Origin of the sequence: Microbacterium sp. LBN7 (assembly GCF_045690345.1) — a bacterium.
GTDB lineage: Bacteria > Actinomycetota > Actinomycetes > Actinomycetales > Microbacteriaceae > Microbacterium.
The window spans coordinates 1577846-1593337 of sequence record NZ_CP147856.1; the positions used below are offsets into that span (position 1 = coordinate 1577846).

The 15492-nt window shown below is 70.9% G+C and carries 19 protein-coding genes; 6 read left to right on the plus strand and 13 right to left on the minus strand.

All coding sequences use genetic code 11. The features are described 5' to 3' along the window. Positions 1 to 4: 4 nt before the first annotated feature. Together LBN7_RS07465 and LBN7_RS07470 are read right to left on the minus strand one after the other, a co-directional pair. Entirely contained in the window at positions 5 to 268 is a 264-nt protein-coding gene (locus LBN7_RS07465) for a hypothetical protein (protein WP_407361405.1), read from the minus strand. 50 nt (positions 269 to 318) lie between these two features. Next, positions 319 to 897: a TetR/AcrR family transcriptional regulator gene (locus LBN7_RS07470; protein WP_407361406.1), complete on the minus strand. Its 579-nt coding sequence runs from the start codon at positions 895 to 897 to the stop codon at positions 319 to 321. 62 nt (positions 898 to 959) lie between these two features. Here LBN7_RS07470 and LBN7_RS07475 point away from each other — a divergent pair, with 62 nt between their 5' ends. Next, positions 960 to 1739 carry an SDR family NAD(P)-dependent oxidoreductase gene (locus LBN7_RS07475; protein ID WP_407361407.1) on the plus strand — a complete coding sequence of 260 codons (780 nt, stop codon included), beginning with the start codon at positions 960 to 962 and terminating at the stop codon, positions 1737 to 1739. A 22-nt stretch (positions 1740 to 1761) separates the two neighbouring features. On the opposite strand, the gene moaA is transcribed toward LBN7_RS07475, so the two are convergent. Both moaA and LBN7_RS07485 read right to left on the minus strand, forming a co-directional pair. Next, on the minus strand, positions 1762 to 2844 hold the full coding sequence (gene moaA, locus LBN7_RS07480) for a GTP 3',8-cyclase MoaA (protein ID WP_116635994.1): 1083 nt from the start codon (positions 2842 to 2844) through the stop codon (positions 1762 to 1764). Between the two features lie 103 nt (positions 2845 to 2947). Then, entirely contained in the window at positions 2948 to 3412 is a 465-nt protein-coding gene (locus tag LBN7_RS07485) for a MarR family winged helix-turn-helix transcriptional regulator (RefSeq protein ID WP_116635995.1), read from the minus strand. Between the two features lie 59 nt (positions 3413 to 3471). Between LBN7_RS07485 and LBN7_RS07490 the strand changes: the two genes are divergently transcribed. After that, positions 3472 to 3840 (plus strand): VOC family protein, encoded by a 369-nt coding sequence (locus tag LBN7_RS07490; RefSeq protein WP_407361408.1) that lies wholly within the window; start codon positions 3472 to 3474, stop codon positions 3838 to 3840. 21 nt (positions 3841 to 3861) lie between these two features. Here LBN7_RS07490 and LBN7_RS07495 read toward each other — a convergent pair whose 3' ends face one another. The 6 genes from LBN7_RS07495 to LBN7_RS07520 form a co-directional block, all read right to left on the minus strand. Continuing rightward, positions 3862 to 4917, minus strand: coding sequence for a sulfate/molybdate ABC transporter ATP-binding protein (locus LBN7_RS07495; protein WP_407361409.1), 1056 nt, complete (start codon positions 4915 to 4917; stop codon positions 3862 to 3864). Beyond that, positions 4914 to 5702 (minus strand): molybdate ABC transporter permease subunit, encoded by a 789-nt coding sequence (gene modB / locus LBN7_RS07500; RefSeq protein ID WP_116635998.1) that lies wholly within the window; start codon positions 5700 to 5702, stop codon positions 4914 to 4916. The genes LBN7_RS07495 and modB overlap by 4 nt, the downstream gene beginning before the upstream one ends. After that, a complete protein-coding gene (gene modA / locus LBN7_RS07505; RefSeq protein WP_407361410.1) occupies positions 5699 to 6487 on the minus strand; it encodes a molybdate ABC transporter substrate-binding protein in 789 nt (262 codons plus the stop codon). Before modA ends, modB begins: the two co-directional genes overlap by 4 nt. A gap of 1 nt (position 6488) precedes the next feature. Continuing rightward, a complete protein-coding gene (locus tag LBN7_RS07510; RefSeq protein WP_116636000.1) occupies positions 6489 to 6881 on the minus strand; it encodes a molybdopterin-binding protein in 393 nt (130 codons plus the stop codon). Between the two features lie 72 nt (positions 6882 to 6953). After that, positions 6954 to 7967, minus strand: coding sequence for a tellurite resistance/C4-dicarboxylate transporter family protein (locus LBN7_RS07515; RefSeq protein WP_407361411.1), 1014 nt, complete (start codon positions 7965 to 7967; stop codon positions 6954 to 6956). 3 nt (positions 7968 to 7970) lie between these two features. Beyond that, complete coding sequence (locus LBN7_RS07520) at positions 7971 to 9785, minus strand: molybdopterin-dependent oxidoreductase (RefSeq protein WP_407361412.1); 1815 nt, start codon at positions 9783 to 9785, stop codon at positions 7971 to 7973. A gap of 212 nt (positions 9786 to 9997) precedes the next feature. On the opposite strand from LBN7_RS07520, the gene LBN7_RS07525 reads away from it, so the two are divergent. Genes LBN7_RS07525 through LBN7_RS07540 form a run of 4 tightly spaced genes read left to right on the plus strand, consistent with a single transcriptional unit; the run spans position 9998 to position 12745 of the window. Next, entirely contained in the window at positions 9998 to 10783 is a 786-nt protein-coding gene (locus tag LBN7_RS07525; protein WP_407361413.1) for a HesA/MoeB/ThiF family protein, read from the plus strand. Beyond that, on the plus strand, positions 10780 to 12024 hold the full coding sequence (glp, locus tag LBN7_RS07530) for a gephyrin-like molybdotransferase Glp (RefSeq protein ID WP_407361414.1): 1245 nt from the start codon (positions 10780 to 10782) through the stop codon (positions 12022 to 12024). Before LBN7_RS07525 ends, glp begins: the two co-directional genes overlap by 4 nt. Continuing rightward, the gene (gene moaC, locus LBN7_RS07535) at positions 12021 to 12515 is read left to right on the plus strand and encodes a cyclic pyranopterin monophosphate synthase MoaC (RefSeq protein ID WP_407361415.1); all 495 of its coding nucleotides are present in this window, start codon (positions 12021 to 12023) and stop codon (positions 12513 to 12515) included. The genes glp and moaC overlap by 4 nt, the downstream gene beginning before the upstream one ends. After that, the gene (locus LBN7_RS07540) at positions 12512 to 12745 is read left to right on the plus strand and encodes a MoaD/ThiS family protein (protein ID WP_407361416.1); all 234 of its coding nucleotides are present in this window, start codon (positions 12512 to 12514) and stop codon (positions 12743 to 12745) included. The genes moaC and LBN7_RS07540 overlap by 4 nt, the downstream gene beginning before the upstream one ends. Positions 12746 to 12775: 30 nt before the next feature. Here LBN7_RS07540 and LBN7_RS07545 read toward each other — a convergent pair whose 3' ends face one another. From LBN7_RS07545 to LBN7_RS07555, 3 genes are read right to left on the minus strand one after another with little or no spacing between them, the layout of a single operon-like run. Next, positions 12776 to 13204 carry a molybdenum cofactor biosynthesis protein MoaE gene (locus tag LBN7_RS07545; RefSeq protein ID WP_116636006.1) on the minus strand — a complete coding sequence of 143 codons (429 nt, stop codon included), beginning with the start codon at positions 13202 to 13204 and terminating at the stop codon, positions 12776 to 12778. Then, positions 13201 to 13689, minus strand: a complete 489-nt coding sequence (locus LBN7_RS07550) for a molybdenum cofactor biosynthesis protein B (protein WP_116636007.1) — start codon at positions 13687 to 13689, stop codon at positions 13201 to 13203. Before LBN7_RS07550 ends, LBN7_RS07545 begins: the two co-directional genes overlap by 4 nt. A 34-nt stretch (positions 13690 to 13723) precedes the next feature. Continuing rightward, positions 13724 to 15313, minus strand: coding sequence for a molybdopterin-dependent oxidoreductase (locus LBN7_RS07555; protein WP_407361417.1), 1590 nt, complete (start codon positions 15311 to 15313; stop codon positions 13724 to 13726). Positions 15314 to 15492: the final 179 nt, after the last annotated feature.

Sequence of the window (15492 nt, forward strand, 5' to 3'; positions counted from 1 at the left end):
GTCGTCAGAGGTGGCGGACGGTGATCGCCTCGCGTCCGTAGGTCTGCCGCGCGGTGCGCATGCAGCGTGAGCAGAGGATCTCGACGCGCCGGGGATGACCCTCGCCGCAGACGCAGTCGATCGTGACCCGCCACTTGGCCTTGCGTCCGCAGGCCTGGTAGGCCTCCTCGCCGCCGTGGTCGCATTCGCAGAGCTGACGCCCTCGGTCCATGTCAGGGAGTTCGCCGACGTCGACGACGCCCTCGGTCCCGACGCTCGCTGAAGTCACCAGGTGATGCTCCCAGGAGTCGCCCGTCGACCGCAAGAGCACTCGACGCCTCAGCGGGTCAGATACTCCAGGTGGAGTGCGAGCGAGGCCTCGAGCGTGTCGGTCTCTCCCGTGGATCGCAGGACCTGCACCCCTCCCTGGATGCCGGCGATGACGGATGCCGCGACCCGCGCGGCATCCGCGTCGGCCCGCGCCTCTCCCGCCCCCTGCATCGCCCGGATGCCGCGGGCGAGGCGCTCCCGCCAGTCGAGGAGCAGCGTGGAGATGACCTCGGCGGCACCGGGCGTCGAAGCCTGGTCCATCAGCGCGGCGAGCGGGCAGTTCGCTCCGAGTGCGCGATAGCGGGAGACGACCGCCGTGCTCCACCGCTCCCAGCCGCTCCGGCTGGTGAGGTCGTCGAGCTGCGGCTGCTGATCGTCGATCACCCGATCGGCCTCGCGCCGGATGGCGGCGAGCAGCAGCTCCTCCTTGCCCCCGGGGAAGTAATGGAACAGCTGCCCCTTGCTGGTCCCGGTCACCGCCCGGATGTCGTCGAGGGTGATCTCGCCGGGGGCGTCGCTGCGCAGGTATGCGCCGGTCGCCTCCACGATGCGCTCTCGAGTGGCACGGCCTTTCGCGGTGAGGGTCATGCTCCCATCCTGCCCGCTTTCTGGACTCGCGAGTCCAGAATCTTCGGCGTACCGTCACCGGCATGACAGACAGACTGCAGAACAAGACCGCTCTCGTCACGGGCTCGACGAGCAACATCGGACGCGCCATCGCGACCGCGTTGGCCGCAGAGGGCGCCCACGTCATCGTCTCGGGGCGCGACGCCGATCGCGGTGCCGACGTCGTCCGGGAGATCCGCGACGCCGGCGGGCGAGCCGACTTCGTGCGCGCCGATCTCACCGGGGATCCGGCGGCCAGCACCTCCCTCGCCACCGAGACGCTCGCGCTCACCGGCGGTCGTCTCGACATCCTCGTCAACAACGCCGGCGTCTACCCGCGGCACTCCACGGAGGATGCCGGCGACGACCTGTTCGACCTGATCTACGGCGTGAACGTGAAGGCACCGTTCCACCTGGTGCAGGCTCTCGTCGCACCGCTCACGAAGAGCCACGGCGTCATCCTCAACCTCGGCTCCTGGGTCGCGCGGCTCGCGGTGCCGTCGAGCCCGCTCTATTCCTCGTCGAAGGCGGCGATGGAGGCGCTGACGCGGGCCTGGTCGTCGGAGCTCGGGCCCCGCGGCATCCGAGTGGTGGGCGTCTCCCCCGGCGTGATCCGGCCGCTCGGCTCCGATCCGGATGCTCCGCACAGCGCCGACACGATCATGGCCGATGCTCCCGCGGGCCGCGCGGGCGAGGCGTCCGACATCGCCGCGGCAGCCGTCTACCTCGTCTCGGACGAATCGGTGTTCGTGCACGGCACGACGCTCGACGTCGACGGCGGACGTGCGAACGTCGCGATGTCGGCGGAGCGAGACGCGGCCTGACACCGACGGTCCCTCGGTCGGATCAGCCGCCGATGGCGTTCATGCCGCGCGCCGGCTGCAGGAACGAGGGGTCGTCGATCGCGTGGCCGGGCAGCTTGCCGTGCACGCACGAGCGCAGCATCCCGGCGATCGCGTCGGCCCGCTGACCGGGGACGGCCCCTTCGCCGCGCATCACGGCGGTGAGGTCGTACTCGGCGTTCGAGAACAGGCAGTTTCGCAGCTGGCCGTCGGCCGTCAGCCGCAGCCGGTCGCAGGCGCCGCAGAACGGCGCAGTCACCGAGGCGATCACGCCGACCTCGTGCGGACCGCCGTCGATGCGCCACTTCTCGGCCGGTGCCCCACCGCGTCCGGGGACGGGGTCGAGCTGCCACCGCTCACCGAGCCTCTCGAGGATCTCCTCACGCGTCACCATCGTGGAGCGATCCCAGGTGTGCCCGGCGTCCAGCGGCATCTGCTCGATGAAGCGCAGCTGCGCGCCGACCTCCATCGCGAACGCCACGAGATCGGTGAGCTCGTCGTCGTTCACGCCGCGCATCGCGACGGCGTTGAGCTTGAGAGGACGGAGTTCGGATGCCGCAGCGGCGGCGATGCCCTCGAACACGTCTTCGAGCCGGTCGCGACGGGTGAGGTCGGCGAAGCGCTGTCGGTCGACGGTGTCGATGCTGATGTTCAGACGCGTGAGGCCCGCGTCGATCAGGTCGGGGAGCTTCTTCGCGAGGCTGATGCCGTTCGTGGTCATCGCGACCTCGACCGGGCCGTCCTCTCCCTCGATGCGGGCGATCCGGCGCACGACGTCGACGATGTCGGCGCGCAGGAGCGGCTCGCCCCCGGTGAGCCGGAACGTGCGGATGCCGAGAGCGGCAGCCACCTCGGCCACTTCGACGATCTCGTCGGTGGAGAGGATGCTGGTGCGCGCGAGCCACTCGTTGCCCTGCTCGGGCATGCAGTAGGTGCAGCGCAGGGAGCAGCGGTCGGTCAGCGAGATGCGCAGATCGCGATGCACACGGCCGTGCGTGTCGACGAGCGCGCCGCTCGTCGGGACGGTTCCCGGCGCCGTGATGACCTCGGGCGCGCGGACGCCGATGACGACGGGCACGGCCGTCATCGCTTCACCTCGCTCGTAGTCATCTTCCGAGACTAACCCGCGTCACGCCCTCGAGGGTAGGCGAGACCGCGACGACCGGCACATTGCCAGCGTCGCCGAGGGGTCAGGACGACGCCGTTTCGCCGGAGTCGCGCAGCGAGTGGATCATGCTGCGGAGGATCCTGCGCGCCTCCGCCTGTTCCCGCACGGACATCCCGCCCAGCATCCGGACCTCCACCGCTCGGACCGCAGAGCTCGCCGCCGCGAGCCGCTCCCGACCGACGGGCGTGAGCCGCGCGGGAAGCACCTTGCCCACGGGCGCCTCGGCGGGGCGCGTCACCGACCCGTCACGCTCCAGCGCCTGCAGCAGGACGTTCATCGACTGCCGGGTCACGAACGTGCCCCGTGCGAGTTCGGAATTCGAGAGCCCAGGGCGCTGCGCCAGCAGCTCGAGGCAGGCGTAATGGGTGACGGTCATGCCGAGCGGCCGCAGAACCGCCTCCATCTCGAAGCGCAGGGCGCTCGCGGCTTCCTTCAGCAGGTAGCCCAGGGAGGTCTCGAGGTCGACGCCCGCACGGTCTTGACTCATGTCAGTATTCTGACATACACTGACGTGTCAGATAACTGACACAACGAAAGGATACGCTCATGCCCGTCACCGGCCCCGATTTCCTCTCTCTCCAGGCTCGCGATCTCGCCGCTTCTCAGGCGTTCTACGAGAAGTACCTCGGTCTCGTGCGCTCCCCCGCGGGGCCGCCGCACGCGGTCGTGTTCGAGACGACCCCGATCGCCTTCGCACTGCGCGACCTGGTCCCCGGCACCGATCTGTCGTCCGGCGAGCACCCCGGCATCGGCGCGGCGATCTGGCTGCACGCCACCGACGTCCAGACGATCCACGACGCCCTCGTCGCCGACGGGCACACCATCGCCTCGGCGCCGATCGATGGGCCGTTCGGCCGCACGTTCACGTTCGCCGACCCGGACGGCTACCGGATCACGCTGCACGACCGCGCGTAGCGCCCGCGGCTCGGATCGCTGTCAGCCGCCCGCCACGAACCGCACATCGGCGGGGTCGATGCGCAGCCGCAGCGGATCCCCCGGGGCGAGTCCCACGGCATCGGCGAGCGGCACGTCGACCTGGCAGTACGGCGTGTGCACCCGGATGCCGGCCAGCGTCGACTCGAGCCGGGAGATCTGCGTGCGCCACGCGGCGGCATCCGTCACCGCGTGATCGACGAGGCGCACATCCTGCGGGCGGAACACCGCTATCAGCGCGGCTCCGTCCGATGCGGCCAGCGCGCGCGACGCGGCATCCGCGCTCTCGAGGCGGAGCCCGTCGCTCGACCACCCGCCGTCCTGTGCGATGCCGACGACGCGATTGACGCCGGCGATGGAGGCGACGAAACCGGATGCCGGTGCCGCCAGCACCTCGCGCACGGGCCCGCTCTGCGTCACGCGACCGGACTCGATCACGACGAGGCGCTCGGCGAGCGCGACGGCATCCGCCGCATCGTGCGTCACCGCGATCGTCGTGGTCCCCGCGAGCTGGTCGCGGAGCATCCGCCGGATCTCCCCTGCCGTCTCGGGATCGAGCGCGACGAGCGGCTCGTCCAGGAGCACCGCACGCGGAGACGCGGCGAGCGCACGGGCGACGGCGACGCGCTGCCCCTCGCCGCCGGAGAGCTCTCGAGGCATGCGGTCCCCTGCTCCCGGAAGACCGACACGGACGAGCCAGTCGTCCGCGGAGTCGCGCGCCGCGCGGGCGTCGACACCACCCGCACGCGGTCCGAAGGCCACGTTCTCGCGCACCGACAGGTGCGGGAACAGCCGCGCGTCCTGCCCGAGCAGCACGATGCCGCGACTCATGGGCTCCGTGCGCACACGCGGAGTCTCGACGCGATCGACGACCCTGCCTCCGACCGCGATCTCGCCGGCGGTCAGCGGCTCGAGCCCGGCGAGCGCCTGGAGGAGCGTCGACTTGCCCGCCCCACTCGGCCCCATCACCGCGACGGTCTCGCCGGGGGCGACCTCCAGGGCGACATCGACGGCGAAGTGCTCACGAGCGACGACCACGTGCGCACGCAGCCCGCTCATCGCGCCGCCCCCGGTCGCCAGCCGCGCACCAGCAGCAGCACCGCGATGGCGGTGGCGAGGAGCAGCAGCGCGAGCGCGACCGCCGCCCCCTGCGACACCCCGGCGCCGTTGAACGCGGTGTAGATCGCGAGCGGCATGGTCTGGGTGACGCCCGGGCGGTTGCCGGCGAACAGCGCCGTCGCCCCGAACTCGCCGATGGCGCGGGCGAAGCACAGCACGATGCCCGCCACGATGCCGGGCGCCGCGAGCGGCAGGGTGATGCGGCGGAGGATCGTCCACCGCCCCGCACCGAGCGCCGCGGCCGTGCGCTCGTAGTCGACGCCGGAGGTGCGCACCGCGCCCTCGACGGCGAGCACCAGGAACGGCAGGGCGACGAAGGTCTGCGCGAGCACGACAGCGGGGGTGCTGAACGACAGCCCGAGTCCGCCGAGCCATCCGGCGCGTCCGAACAGGTACAGCAGTGCGACGCCGCCGACCATCGGGGGAAGGACGAGCGGAACCGTCACCGCGGCGCGGAGTACGGCCGCCAGGCGAGGGCCCGAGCGGGCGATGTACAGGGCGAGCGGCACGCCGACGACGACACACAGCAGCGTGGCGACGAGTCCGGTGACGAGCGACAGCGTGAGCGCCGAGAGCGCGGCCTCCGAGGTGACGTCCGCGATGAACGTCGACCACTGCACGCGGGCGACGAGCGCGGCGAGCGGAACGATCAGGAGAGCCAGTCCGACGAAGGCGGGGACGGCGAGCGCGCGGGGCGCGTAGCCCTGCGCGCCGGCCGGACTCATGGCTTGCCGAATCCGAAGTCCGCCAGGATCTTCTGGCCCGCGTCCGAGAGCACGAACGCGACGAACGCCTCGGCGGCATCCGGGTTCGCTGCATCGGCGAGCGCGGCGATCGGATAGTGGTTCACGACGTCCTCGGCGCCCTCGGGCACGATCACCTCGACGTCGTCGCGACCGACCACATCCGTCGCGTACACGAGACCGGCGTCGGCTTCGGATGCCGCGACCTTCGTGAGCACGGCGGTCACGTTCTGCTCGAGGCTCGCCGCCTGGACCGTGACACCGGCGGCGGTGAGGAGCTTCGCGGATGCCGCGCCGCACGGGACCTCGGGGGCGCAGAGCACCGTGGTGCCCTCGGCGAGGTCGGCGAGCGACTTCACGTCTCCGGGGTTGCCGGCGGGAACCGCGATCACGAGGGTGTTGGAGGCGAAGAGCGCCGGGTCGATCGCGGCATCCTTCGCCTTGTCCATGTTCGCCTCGTCGGCGGAGGCGAAGACGTCGGCCGGGGCACCCTCGAGGATCTGTGTGACGAGCGTCGACGAGCCGTCGTAGACCGGGCTGACCGTCACGTCGGGGTTCTCGGCGGTGAACTCCTCGGCGATCGCGTCGAAGGCACCCGACAGCGATGCGGCGGCGTACACGTTCAGCTCACCGCTCAGGGTGCTCTCCGCGGTCGTCTCGGAGGGCGAGGCCGACGGAGCGGATCCGGCCGCGCCCGCACACCCGGTGAGGGCGAGGACGGCGGCAGCGAGGAGCGCGGTGGCGGAGCGGCGGAGTGCGCGGTTCATGTCAGTCCTTCGGGAGTTCGACGACGACCTGCGTCGCCTTGACGGATGCGGTGGCGAGAGAGCCGACCTCGAGATGCAGTTCGCGCGCGGCCTCCGCTGACATCAGCGACACGACCCGGTGCGGGCCCGCCTGGAGATCGACCTGGGCCATCAGCCCGTCGATCTGCACGCGCGTGACGATGCCGACGAAGCGGTTGCGGGCGCTGGACAGCAGGTGGTCCGCGGCCTTCGCCTCCTCGGCGAGCGCGACCGCGCGGGCGGCGAGCGCGTCGCCCGGGATCTCCGCCGGGACGGCATCCGTCACGGGCAGGAGTCCGTGATCGATCCAGCGCCGGACGGTGTCGTCGCTCACGCCGAGGAGCTGCGCGGCGCGTGCGATGCGGTAGGTCTGCATGGGGCGAATCTACCGCAGATGCGGAACCTGCAACCATATTCGTCCGATTCTGCGTAACTAAGGCGCGATTCGTCAGGGACTCCGCGAAATGTCGCCTCTCACCGCGAGGACCACGGCCAGTCCGCTGACCAGCATCCAGGCCAGACCACCGCACCAGACCGCGATCGTCCCGATCACCACGAGCTCGCCGACATCGACAGCCCTGCCGAGCGCGATCGTCGCGGTCGCGTACATGCCGATCGGGAAGACGATGCTCCACCATCCGACCGTGAAGCTCCGGGCGGCGGGCCTGGTGCGCAGGTCGCGGATGCCGAGTCCGACGAGGAAAGGGATGAGGAACGTCCCGAACGACCACAGCACCATCGAGACGACGGTCACGGCGCCCTCGGTCCCCGGGAGCGCGACGGTGTCGGCGGTGAGGACACGCGACGCGGCGAGCGTCGATATCGCCGTCGCGCCCGTGAGCACCCAGGCCGTCGGCGCCACGTCGATCCGATCGCGAGTCTCCGAGAGCAGTCGCACCACGACGGCCGCGATGAGCAGCAGATACACGACGATGCCCAGGCACCACAGCGCGAAGGCCACAAGCGACAGCGCGTGGTGATCACCGGCTGTCGCGCTCGTGAGCACCGACAGCGACTGGGTGGCGACGACGACGAGGAACCATCCGCCGTCGACGGTCGGCAGCAGCGGTCGCACCGCGGCGTGCGTGACGAGCCAGGGCAGCATCCCGTAGACCAGGAGCAGCCAGAGCAGCGCCTCGACGACGAGGGCGCCGGGCAGCATCCCCGCGGCTCCGAGCGACGCTCCGAGCGTCGCGGTCACCCCCGTCGCGGCGACGATCGTGAAGAAGCCGAACGCGCGGGCGGGGTCGCGCGCATCGCGGAGCACCTCCCCCGGCGCAACGATCAGGCGCCCGACGGTGGCGACGAGCAGAAGGACGTAGCCGACCGCCGCGAGGACCAGTGCGACGACCCCCACGGGACGGATGCCGATGGCGACGAACGACGTGCCGACGATCCCCGTCGCCATGACGAACGAGAACCCCGCGGGCGGGACCCGCTCGATCACCGTGCGCAGCGACATCGCTCAGATCGACTGCCGGTAGCCGAAGAACTCGTGATCGTTGTTGTATCCGCCGAGACCGCCGCCGACGTCTTCGAAGCGCTCGACGAACTCGATCCCCTGGATCCACTTCACCATCTTGAAGCCCAGCTGCGCCTCGTTGCGGAGCCGCAGCGGCGCACCGTGCGAGAAGGTGAGGGGCTCGTCGTTCATGTCGTACGCGAGCATCGTCAGGTGGTACCGCATCTGATCGATGTCCTGCGCGTCGTAGTAGAGACCGCCCTCCGCTCCCTCGGCGAACGAGTAGAAGACGACCCACTTCGCCTCGGGTGTCGGCCGCACGAGATCGAGAACCGACGACATCGAGACCCCGCCCCACTTGGCGACGCCCGACCATCCCTGGATGCAGAAGTGCTGGGTGATCTGGTCGTGGTGCGCCATCGCCCGGAGGTCGTCGACGCTCAGTGACACCGGATTCTCGACGAGCCCGCCGACGCGGAGACGATAGTCGCGGAACCCTCCCTCCTCCAGGCGCTTGTACTCGTCGCTGTCGGGAACCCGGCCGTTCGACCAGAAGTACGGGGAGATGTCGTCCTCGGTGTACTCGCCCGGCTTCGAGTCCACGTGCTCGAAGAGCCGCTGCACGGGACCGATCAGCGCGAGACCCATCCGGCGGATCGCGCGCGGATACCGGTACGTGACCGGAGTGGCGGCGACCCAGACGACGGCGAGCACCGCGCTCGTCGCGAGGAAGATCCAGAACCCCGTCCAGGAGTTCGTGTCGTTGCCCGCGTACATGTGGTTGAGGTTGCGCAGCGCCCCCGTCGCGAAGACGAGAGCGACGTGCACGACGACGAACATCACGTACCAGCACAGCACGAGGAAGTGCAGCGATCGGGCGAACTGGATGTTGAACACCCGGCTGATGCGACGGAACCGGGTCGACAGCGCCGGCGACATGCCGAGCCCGGTGAGCAGCGCCAGGGGTGCGGCCACGAAGACCGTGATGAAGTACGCGAGAAGCTGCAGGGCGTTGTAGTTCACCCAGCCGTTCTCGGTCGGCCAGTCGAGCGAGAGGTACTGGATCGCGGTGCTGATCGCGTTCGGTATGACATCCCAGCTCGTCGGCACGATCCGCGCCCAGTGACCCGTCACGAACAGCAGCACGACGAACACGATCCCGTTCACCAGCCACAGCACGTCGATGCTCAGGTGCCACCAGCGGGCCAGCCCGATCGAGTGGCGGCGCCCGGGCAGGCCGACTCCATCCGGAAGGGTGAGGGAGTCGCCCTTCGCGGTGTACGTCGGGTCGTCCGGCACCGGACGCTGCATCCGGAACCACTCCCTGCCGGGCGTGGAGTGCCGCGTCCAGTAGAGCCGCGGATGGTCGGCGAGGATGCTGAGCCCGGAACGGATCATGAAGAACATGAAGAAGATGTTGAGCCAGTGCTGCCATTGCATCCACACCGGGAAGCCCTCCGGCGTGCCTTCGGGGAGAGCGGATGCCCCGGGGTAGGTCTGCAGGAAGTCGCGCACGACAGGGAGGTCGACGATCCCTCGCGCGACCGAGATGCCCAGGATCATGACGGCGACCCCGATGGGCACGAGCCAGAGCAGGTTGAACCACTTCGTGCGACCGACCCGGACGCGCGGTGCGACCCCGTACTGCGCGGGAAGGCCGCCGGCCCAGTCCGCTCCGACCCGGTCGTGCCGCCGCGAGTCGAGGGCCTCACGGAACGAGGGCGACACCTCGCGCAGCTGCTGCGACCGCTGCTCTTTCGGCGTGCGGGCGAGCGTCTCCTGCTCGGCCGCGGCTGCCGCATCTCCGCTGTCGACCATGCTGCCCCCTCAGTCCGCGTCGTTCCCGCCGGGCCGAACACCGGCGAAGGCCTCGTGCCCCCGAGGATGGCAGAGCCGGCGCCGGAACGCGAGACCCGCGCCGCGAAGCGCGCGAGCTCAGGAGCGACGGTACTCCGCGACGATCGCCCCCGCATGCCCGTCTGCGACATGCTCCCTCGTGCCGTGCCTGCGACGAGGCATACGCTGAAGCCATGCAACCTCTCGTCGCCCCCGCATCCGCTCTGGAGCCGACCGAGCTCGTCCGCACCGCCCGGCACGCGGTGCTCGCGGGCATCGGCGAAGAGGGCCAGCGTCGCCTGAACGCCGCTCGTGTCACGGTCGTGGGTGCGGGCGGACTCGGCTCACCCGTGCTTCTCGCTCTTGCCGCCGCCGGCATCGGGGCCATCACCGTGATCGACGACGACGTCGTGGAGCTGACGAACCTGCAGCGTCAGCTGGCGCACCGGGTCGAGGACATCGGCACGCGCAAGACCGCGTCCGCGGAGCGGGCGATCAGCGCTCTCGCCCCGCAGACCGTCATCACGCAGTTCCCGGAGCGACTCGACGCCGCGAACGCCGCACGACTGCTCGCCGGCGCCGACGTCGTCGTCGACACGAGCGACTCGTTCGCCACCCGCCGCGACGTCGCCGCCGCGGCCGAGGCACTCGGCGTTCCGCTGGTGTGGGGAGCGGTGCAGGAGTGGCATGCGCAGGCCACGGTCTTCTGGTCGAACCCGCCGGAGGGCGAGCCGGTGGTGCTCGCCGACCTCTTCCCGCTCGGCACCGAGGGCGAGCCGCCGAGCTGTGCCCAGGTCGGCGTGCTCGGCGCTCTCTGCGTGCAGGTCGGCGGGATGCTGGCCGGCGAGGTGATCAAGCTCGTCACGGGAGCCGGGAAGCCCCTGCTGGGCAGGCTCGCGATGATCGATGCGCTGACATCCCGCCAGCACGAGATCGCGATCCGCCCCGCGTCCACGCAGACCGCGGCGGTGTCCGCATGAGCGGCGCGACCGGGCGGCGCTCCGTCGAGGAGCAGCTCGCCGTCGTCCTCGACGCCGTGCACGTTCTCGAGGCCGAGACCCGTGCGGTGCAGGATGCCGCGGGGCGCACGCTCGCCGATCCTGCTGTCGCCGCCCACGACATCCCGCTGTTCGACAACTCCGCGATGGACGGCTTCGCGGTACGCGGTGCCGACGTCGAGGCGGCATCCGCGGCGAACCCGGTCACCCTCCGCGTCGTCGCAGACCTGCCGGCCGGGGTGTCTCTCGACCCGCCGCTGGGCCCCGGCGAGGCCGCACGCATCATGACCGGCTCGCCTTCTCCGGCCGACGCCGACACGATCGTGCCGTTCGAGGACACCGCGGGCGGCCTCGCGGACTCCCTGGGAGAGGTGCAGGTTCTGCGGGCACCCGCGAAGCCGGGCGCGTTCGTGCGTCGGCGCGGGGCGGACCTGCGGGCGGGCGACGACGTCGTGCTCGCGGGCGAGCGCCTGGGCGCGTTCCAGATCGCCGCCGCGGTCGCCGCCGGGATCGCCGAGGTGACCGTGACCCGCGCGCCGCGCGTGGCCGTGGTGTCGACCGGCAGCGAACTGCTCGCGCCCGGAGAGCCCGCGGCACGGGGACGCATCCCCGATTCCAACGGGCCGCTGCTCGCACAGCTGGTGGCGGATGCCGATGCCGAGGTCGTGCTCGTCGCACGCGTGCCCGACGAGGCCGATGCCGTCCGCGCGGTCACCGCAGAGGCCACCGCTCTCGGCGCCGATGTGATCGTGTTCTCGGGCGGTGTGAGCGCCGGAGCGTACGAGCCCGTGCGCGGCGCGTTCGACGGGAAGGGCGAGGTCGAGTTCATCGGCGTCGCGATGCAGCCGGGCAAGCCGCAGGCGTTCGGGGTGCTGGATGCGGGGGTGCTCGTCTTCGGCCTCCCCGGCAACCCGGTCAGCGTCGCCGTGTCGTTCGAGGTGTTCGTGCGCCCTGCTCTGCTCGCGATGCAGGGGCGCACCGGCATCCATCGCCCGCACGCGACGTTCACCGCCGCCGCCGCCTGGACCACTCCCCCCGGTCGCCGCCAGTACCTCCCTGCCGTGGTCGATCTGATCGCCCGCACCGTGCGCCCCGCGACGTCCGGCGGCTCGGGGTCGCACCTGGCGGGCGGGCTGGCCCGCGCGCAGGCGTTCGCGATCGTCCCCGCCGAGGTGGAGGCCGTTTCCGTGGGCGACGCGATCGATGTCATGCTGGTCGGATGAGCTTCCCTCACCTTGACGCGGCCGGCCGCGCGCACATGGTCGATGTGACCGCGAAGCAGCCGACCGTCCGCACGGCGTCCGCACGCGGCTTCGTCCGCTGCAGCCCCGAAGTGATCGCGGCCCTCCGTGACGGCACCGCCCCGAAGGGCGACGTGCTCGCCGTCGCGCGCATCGCCGGCATCCAGGCCGCCAAGTCCACGCCCGCGCTGCTCCCGCTGGCGCACGTCATCGGCGTGCACCGCGCGAGCATCGAGCTCGACATCGTCGACGACGGCGTGCTCGTCGAGGCGACCGTCGGCACGGCCGACCGCACCGGCGTCGAGATGGAGGCCCTCACGGCCGTGTCGGTGACGGCCCTCGCCATCGTCGACATGATCAAGGGCATCGATCGCGCGGTCGTGATCGAGAACGTGCGCATCGTCGCGAAGTCGGGCGGGCGCTCCGGTGACTGGGTCCGCCCCGGCGAAGACGCACCGGGAGACGCACGATGACCCGCGTACGCTACTTCGCCGCCGCCGCAGAGGCCGCCGGAACGGATGCCGAGGACAGGCACGAGCCCACGCTGCTCGCACTCCGCGCCGCGGTCGTGGCGCAGCATCCGGCCCTCACCGACATCCTGCCGCGCTGCGCGGTTCTCGTCGACGGCGTCCGCGCCGATGACGACCGTCCGCTCGACGATGCCGTGCTGATCGACGTCCTGCCGCCCTTCGCCGGGGGCTGAGCCCCGCTGACCCGAGGGAAGCTCGGCGGCTCAGCCGCCGATGCCCTTCCACGACGTGGTGCCGTCGGACTCGAGCTGGCGCTTCCACACCGGCAGATCGCGCTTGATGTCCTCGATCACCGCACGGCACACCTCGAAGGCCTCGGCGCGGTGCTCGGAGGCGACCGCGATCACGACGGCCGCGTCGCCGACCGCGAGACGTCCGACGCGATGACTGACGGCCACCACCGCGGAGGCATCGCCGCCGGCCTGCTCGGCGATGCGGCGCAGCGTCGCCTCGGCATCCGGATGGGAGCTGTACTCGAGCCCGACCACCGGCGTCTGCGCGTCGGGGTCGTTGTCGCGCACCCGCCCGACGAAGGTGGTCACGCCGCCGAGGCGCGGGTCCTCCACGGCCCGGAGATGCGCGTCGAGGTCGAGGAGCTCCTCGCTCATCGCGGCCAGTCGTACATCGTTCATGAGTGGTCTCCGCCCTCTACCTGATCCACGATATGCCCGGCGACGCCGAGAATCACGGGCACACCGGATGCCACGGCACGCGTGGACCCGGGAAGATTCACGACCAGCGCCCCGGAGGGATCGATGATGCCGGCGAGCCCGCGCGACAGCACCGACAGCGGAGTGTCGGCGAGTCCGCTGCGGCGCAGCTCCTCCGCGATGCCCGGGAGTTCGCGGGTGATCACGCGGCGCGTGCCCTCGGGCGTCTGGTCGCGCGGTGCGACGCCGGTCCCGCCGGTCGTGACGATCAGCCGGATGCCGCGCGCGACGGCCCTGCGCAGAGCATCCGCCACCGAGTCGGCGCCGTCCGGGATGATCTCGGCATCCGGGCAGTGCCAGCCGGCATCCCGCAGGAGGCCGACCGCGATCGGTCCCCCGCGGTCCTCCCGCTCTCCTCGCGACGACCGATCGGAGACGGTGATCACGAGGGCAGGCAGCGACGTCATGGGTCCACCCTACGGGCCGGCGCCGCGCGCGGGATCACGTGACCCGGATCAGCGAACGCTGCCACCCGGTCGAGCCGTCGGGAGCGATCGGTGCACGTTCCTCGATCTGCAGATCGCCGTTCTTGTTGACCGCGCGGACGGCGACGTAGTGCGTGCCGGGCGTCGCGTCCCACTCCATGAACCACTGCACCCAGGTGTCGTCGTTGATGGGGGTCGACATCGTGGCCGGCATCCAATCGCCCTCGTCGATCTTCACCTCGACCCGCTCTATGCCGACCGACTGCGCCCAGGCCACGCCCGCGATCGGGATCCTCCCCGCCGGCACGGCCTCGCCGATGCTGGGGGTGTCGAGCCGCGACGAGAACTTGATCGGCGCCTCGGCGCTGTAGCCGCGCGGGGTCCAGTAGGCCTCGTCGTCAGCGAAGGTCGTGACCTTGAGCTCGGTGAGCCACTTCGTCGCCGACACGTAGCCGTAGAGCCCCGGAACGACCATGCGCACCGGGAAGCCGTGCTCGAGCGGCAGCGGCTCGCCGTTCATCCCGACCGCGAGGATCGCATCGAGGTTGTCGTCGGTCAGCGCGGACAGCGGCGTGCTCGCGGTGTACCCGTCGACGCTCTTGGAGAGCACCATGTCGGCGCCGGACCTGACGCCGGCCTTCTTCAGCACATCGCGCAGCGGGACACCGAGCCACATCGCGTTGCCGACGAGCTCGCCGCCGACCTCGTTCGAGACGCAGGTGAGAGTGATCGCGTACTCGTCGAGGCCCATGTCGAGGATGTCCTGGAACGACATCTCCACGCGCTGGTCGACCATGCCGTCGATCACGAGACGCCAGGTCTCGGGGTCGATCGTGGGAACCGTGAGCGCGGTGTCGACGCGGTAGAAGTCCTTGTTCGGCGTGAACAGCTCGCTCAGACCCTTGATGTCGAGCTCCGCACCCTGCGGCACGGTCACGGTCGACTTCGGCGCGGGGAGCTTGAGGGCGTTGCGGATCGACTCGACCGAGCCGACGGCCATGGTCACGGCACGCGAGGCGACGCCCACGACGACGGCGGAGACACCGGCGATGGCGGCGAGGGCGAAGAAGCGACGACGGTCGATGCCCTTGGGGGCGGCCGGGTTCTCGGGCACCTCGCCTGTCGCGGGAGCATGTGGCTGCACGACGGCTGCACGCCAGGCGCGCAGCCGCCGCACGAGCAGGACGAGGATCAGGGATCCGACGACCGTGCCGATCACGGGCGGGAGGAAGGCGAGCGGAGTGACGCCGGCGCGCGTCACGATGGCGGCCGTGGAGAGCACGCCGGCGATGACCAGCGCGATGACGCCCAACGGTGCCTTCACGAGCTGCAGGATGCCGGCGATCGCCGAGGCGATGACCACCGCGAGGCCCAGTCCCGCGAGCAGCGCGATCTTGTCGTACTCGCCGAACGTGGCGATCGCGAACTCCTTGAACGGCTGCGGGACGATGTCGATCACGAAACCGCCGACCGCGAGGATAGGGCTGGCCGCGCGCGCGAAGATGAGCGCGAACAGTTCGGCGGTCGCGAGGAACACCGCGCCGCTGATCACGCCCGCGAGGGCGGCCCACGCGATGAATCGTTTCCCGCTGCGTCGCTCGGCCATGATCGTCTCCTGTTCCACCGGTGAAGGTGCTCGCAGGTAGTTCGGAGGCAGAGCGGAAACGGATCGGAGCGACGTTCCGGCGCGTGCTCCGTGTTCTCGCGTTCACAATTCAGGAGAAACGAGCGGGCATGGCCCGAAACGGGTCCTTCTGGGGCAGTTTCCGGAAGAATCTGCTGAAT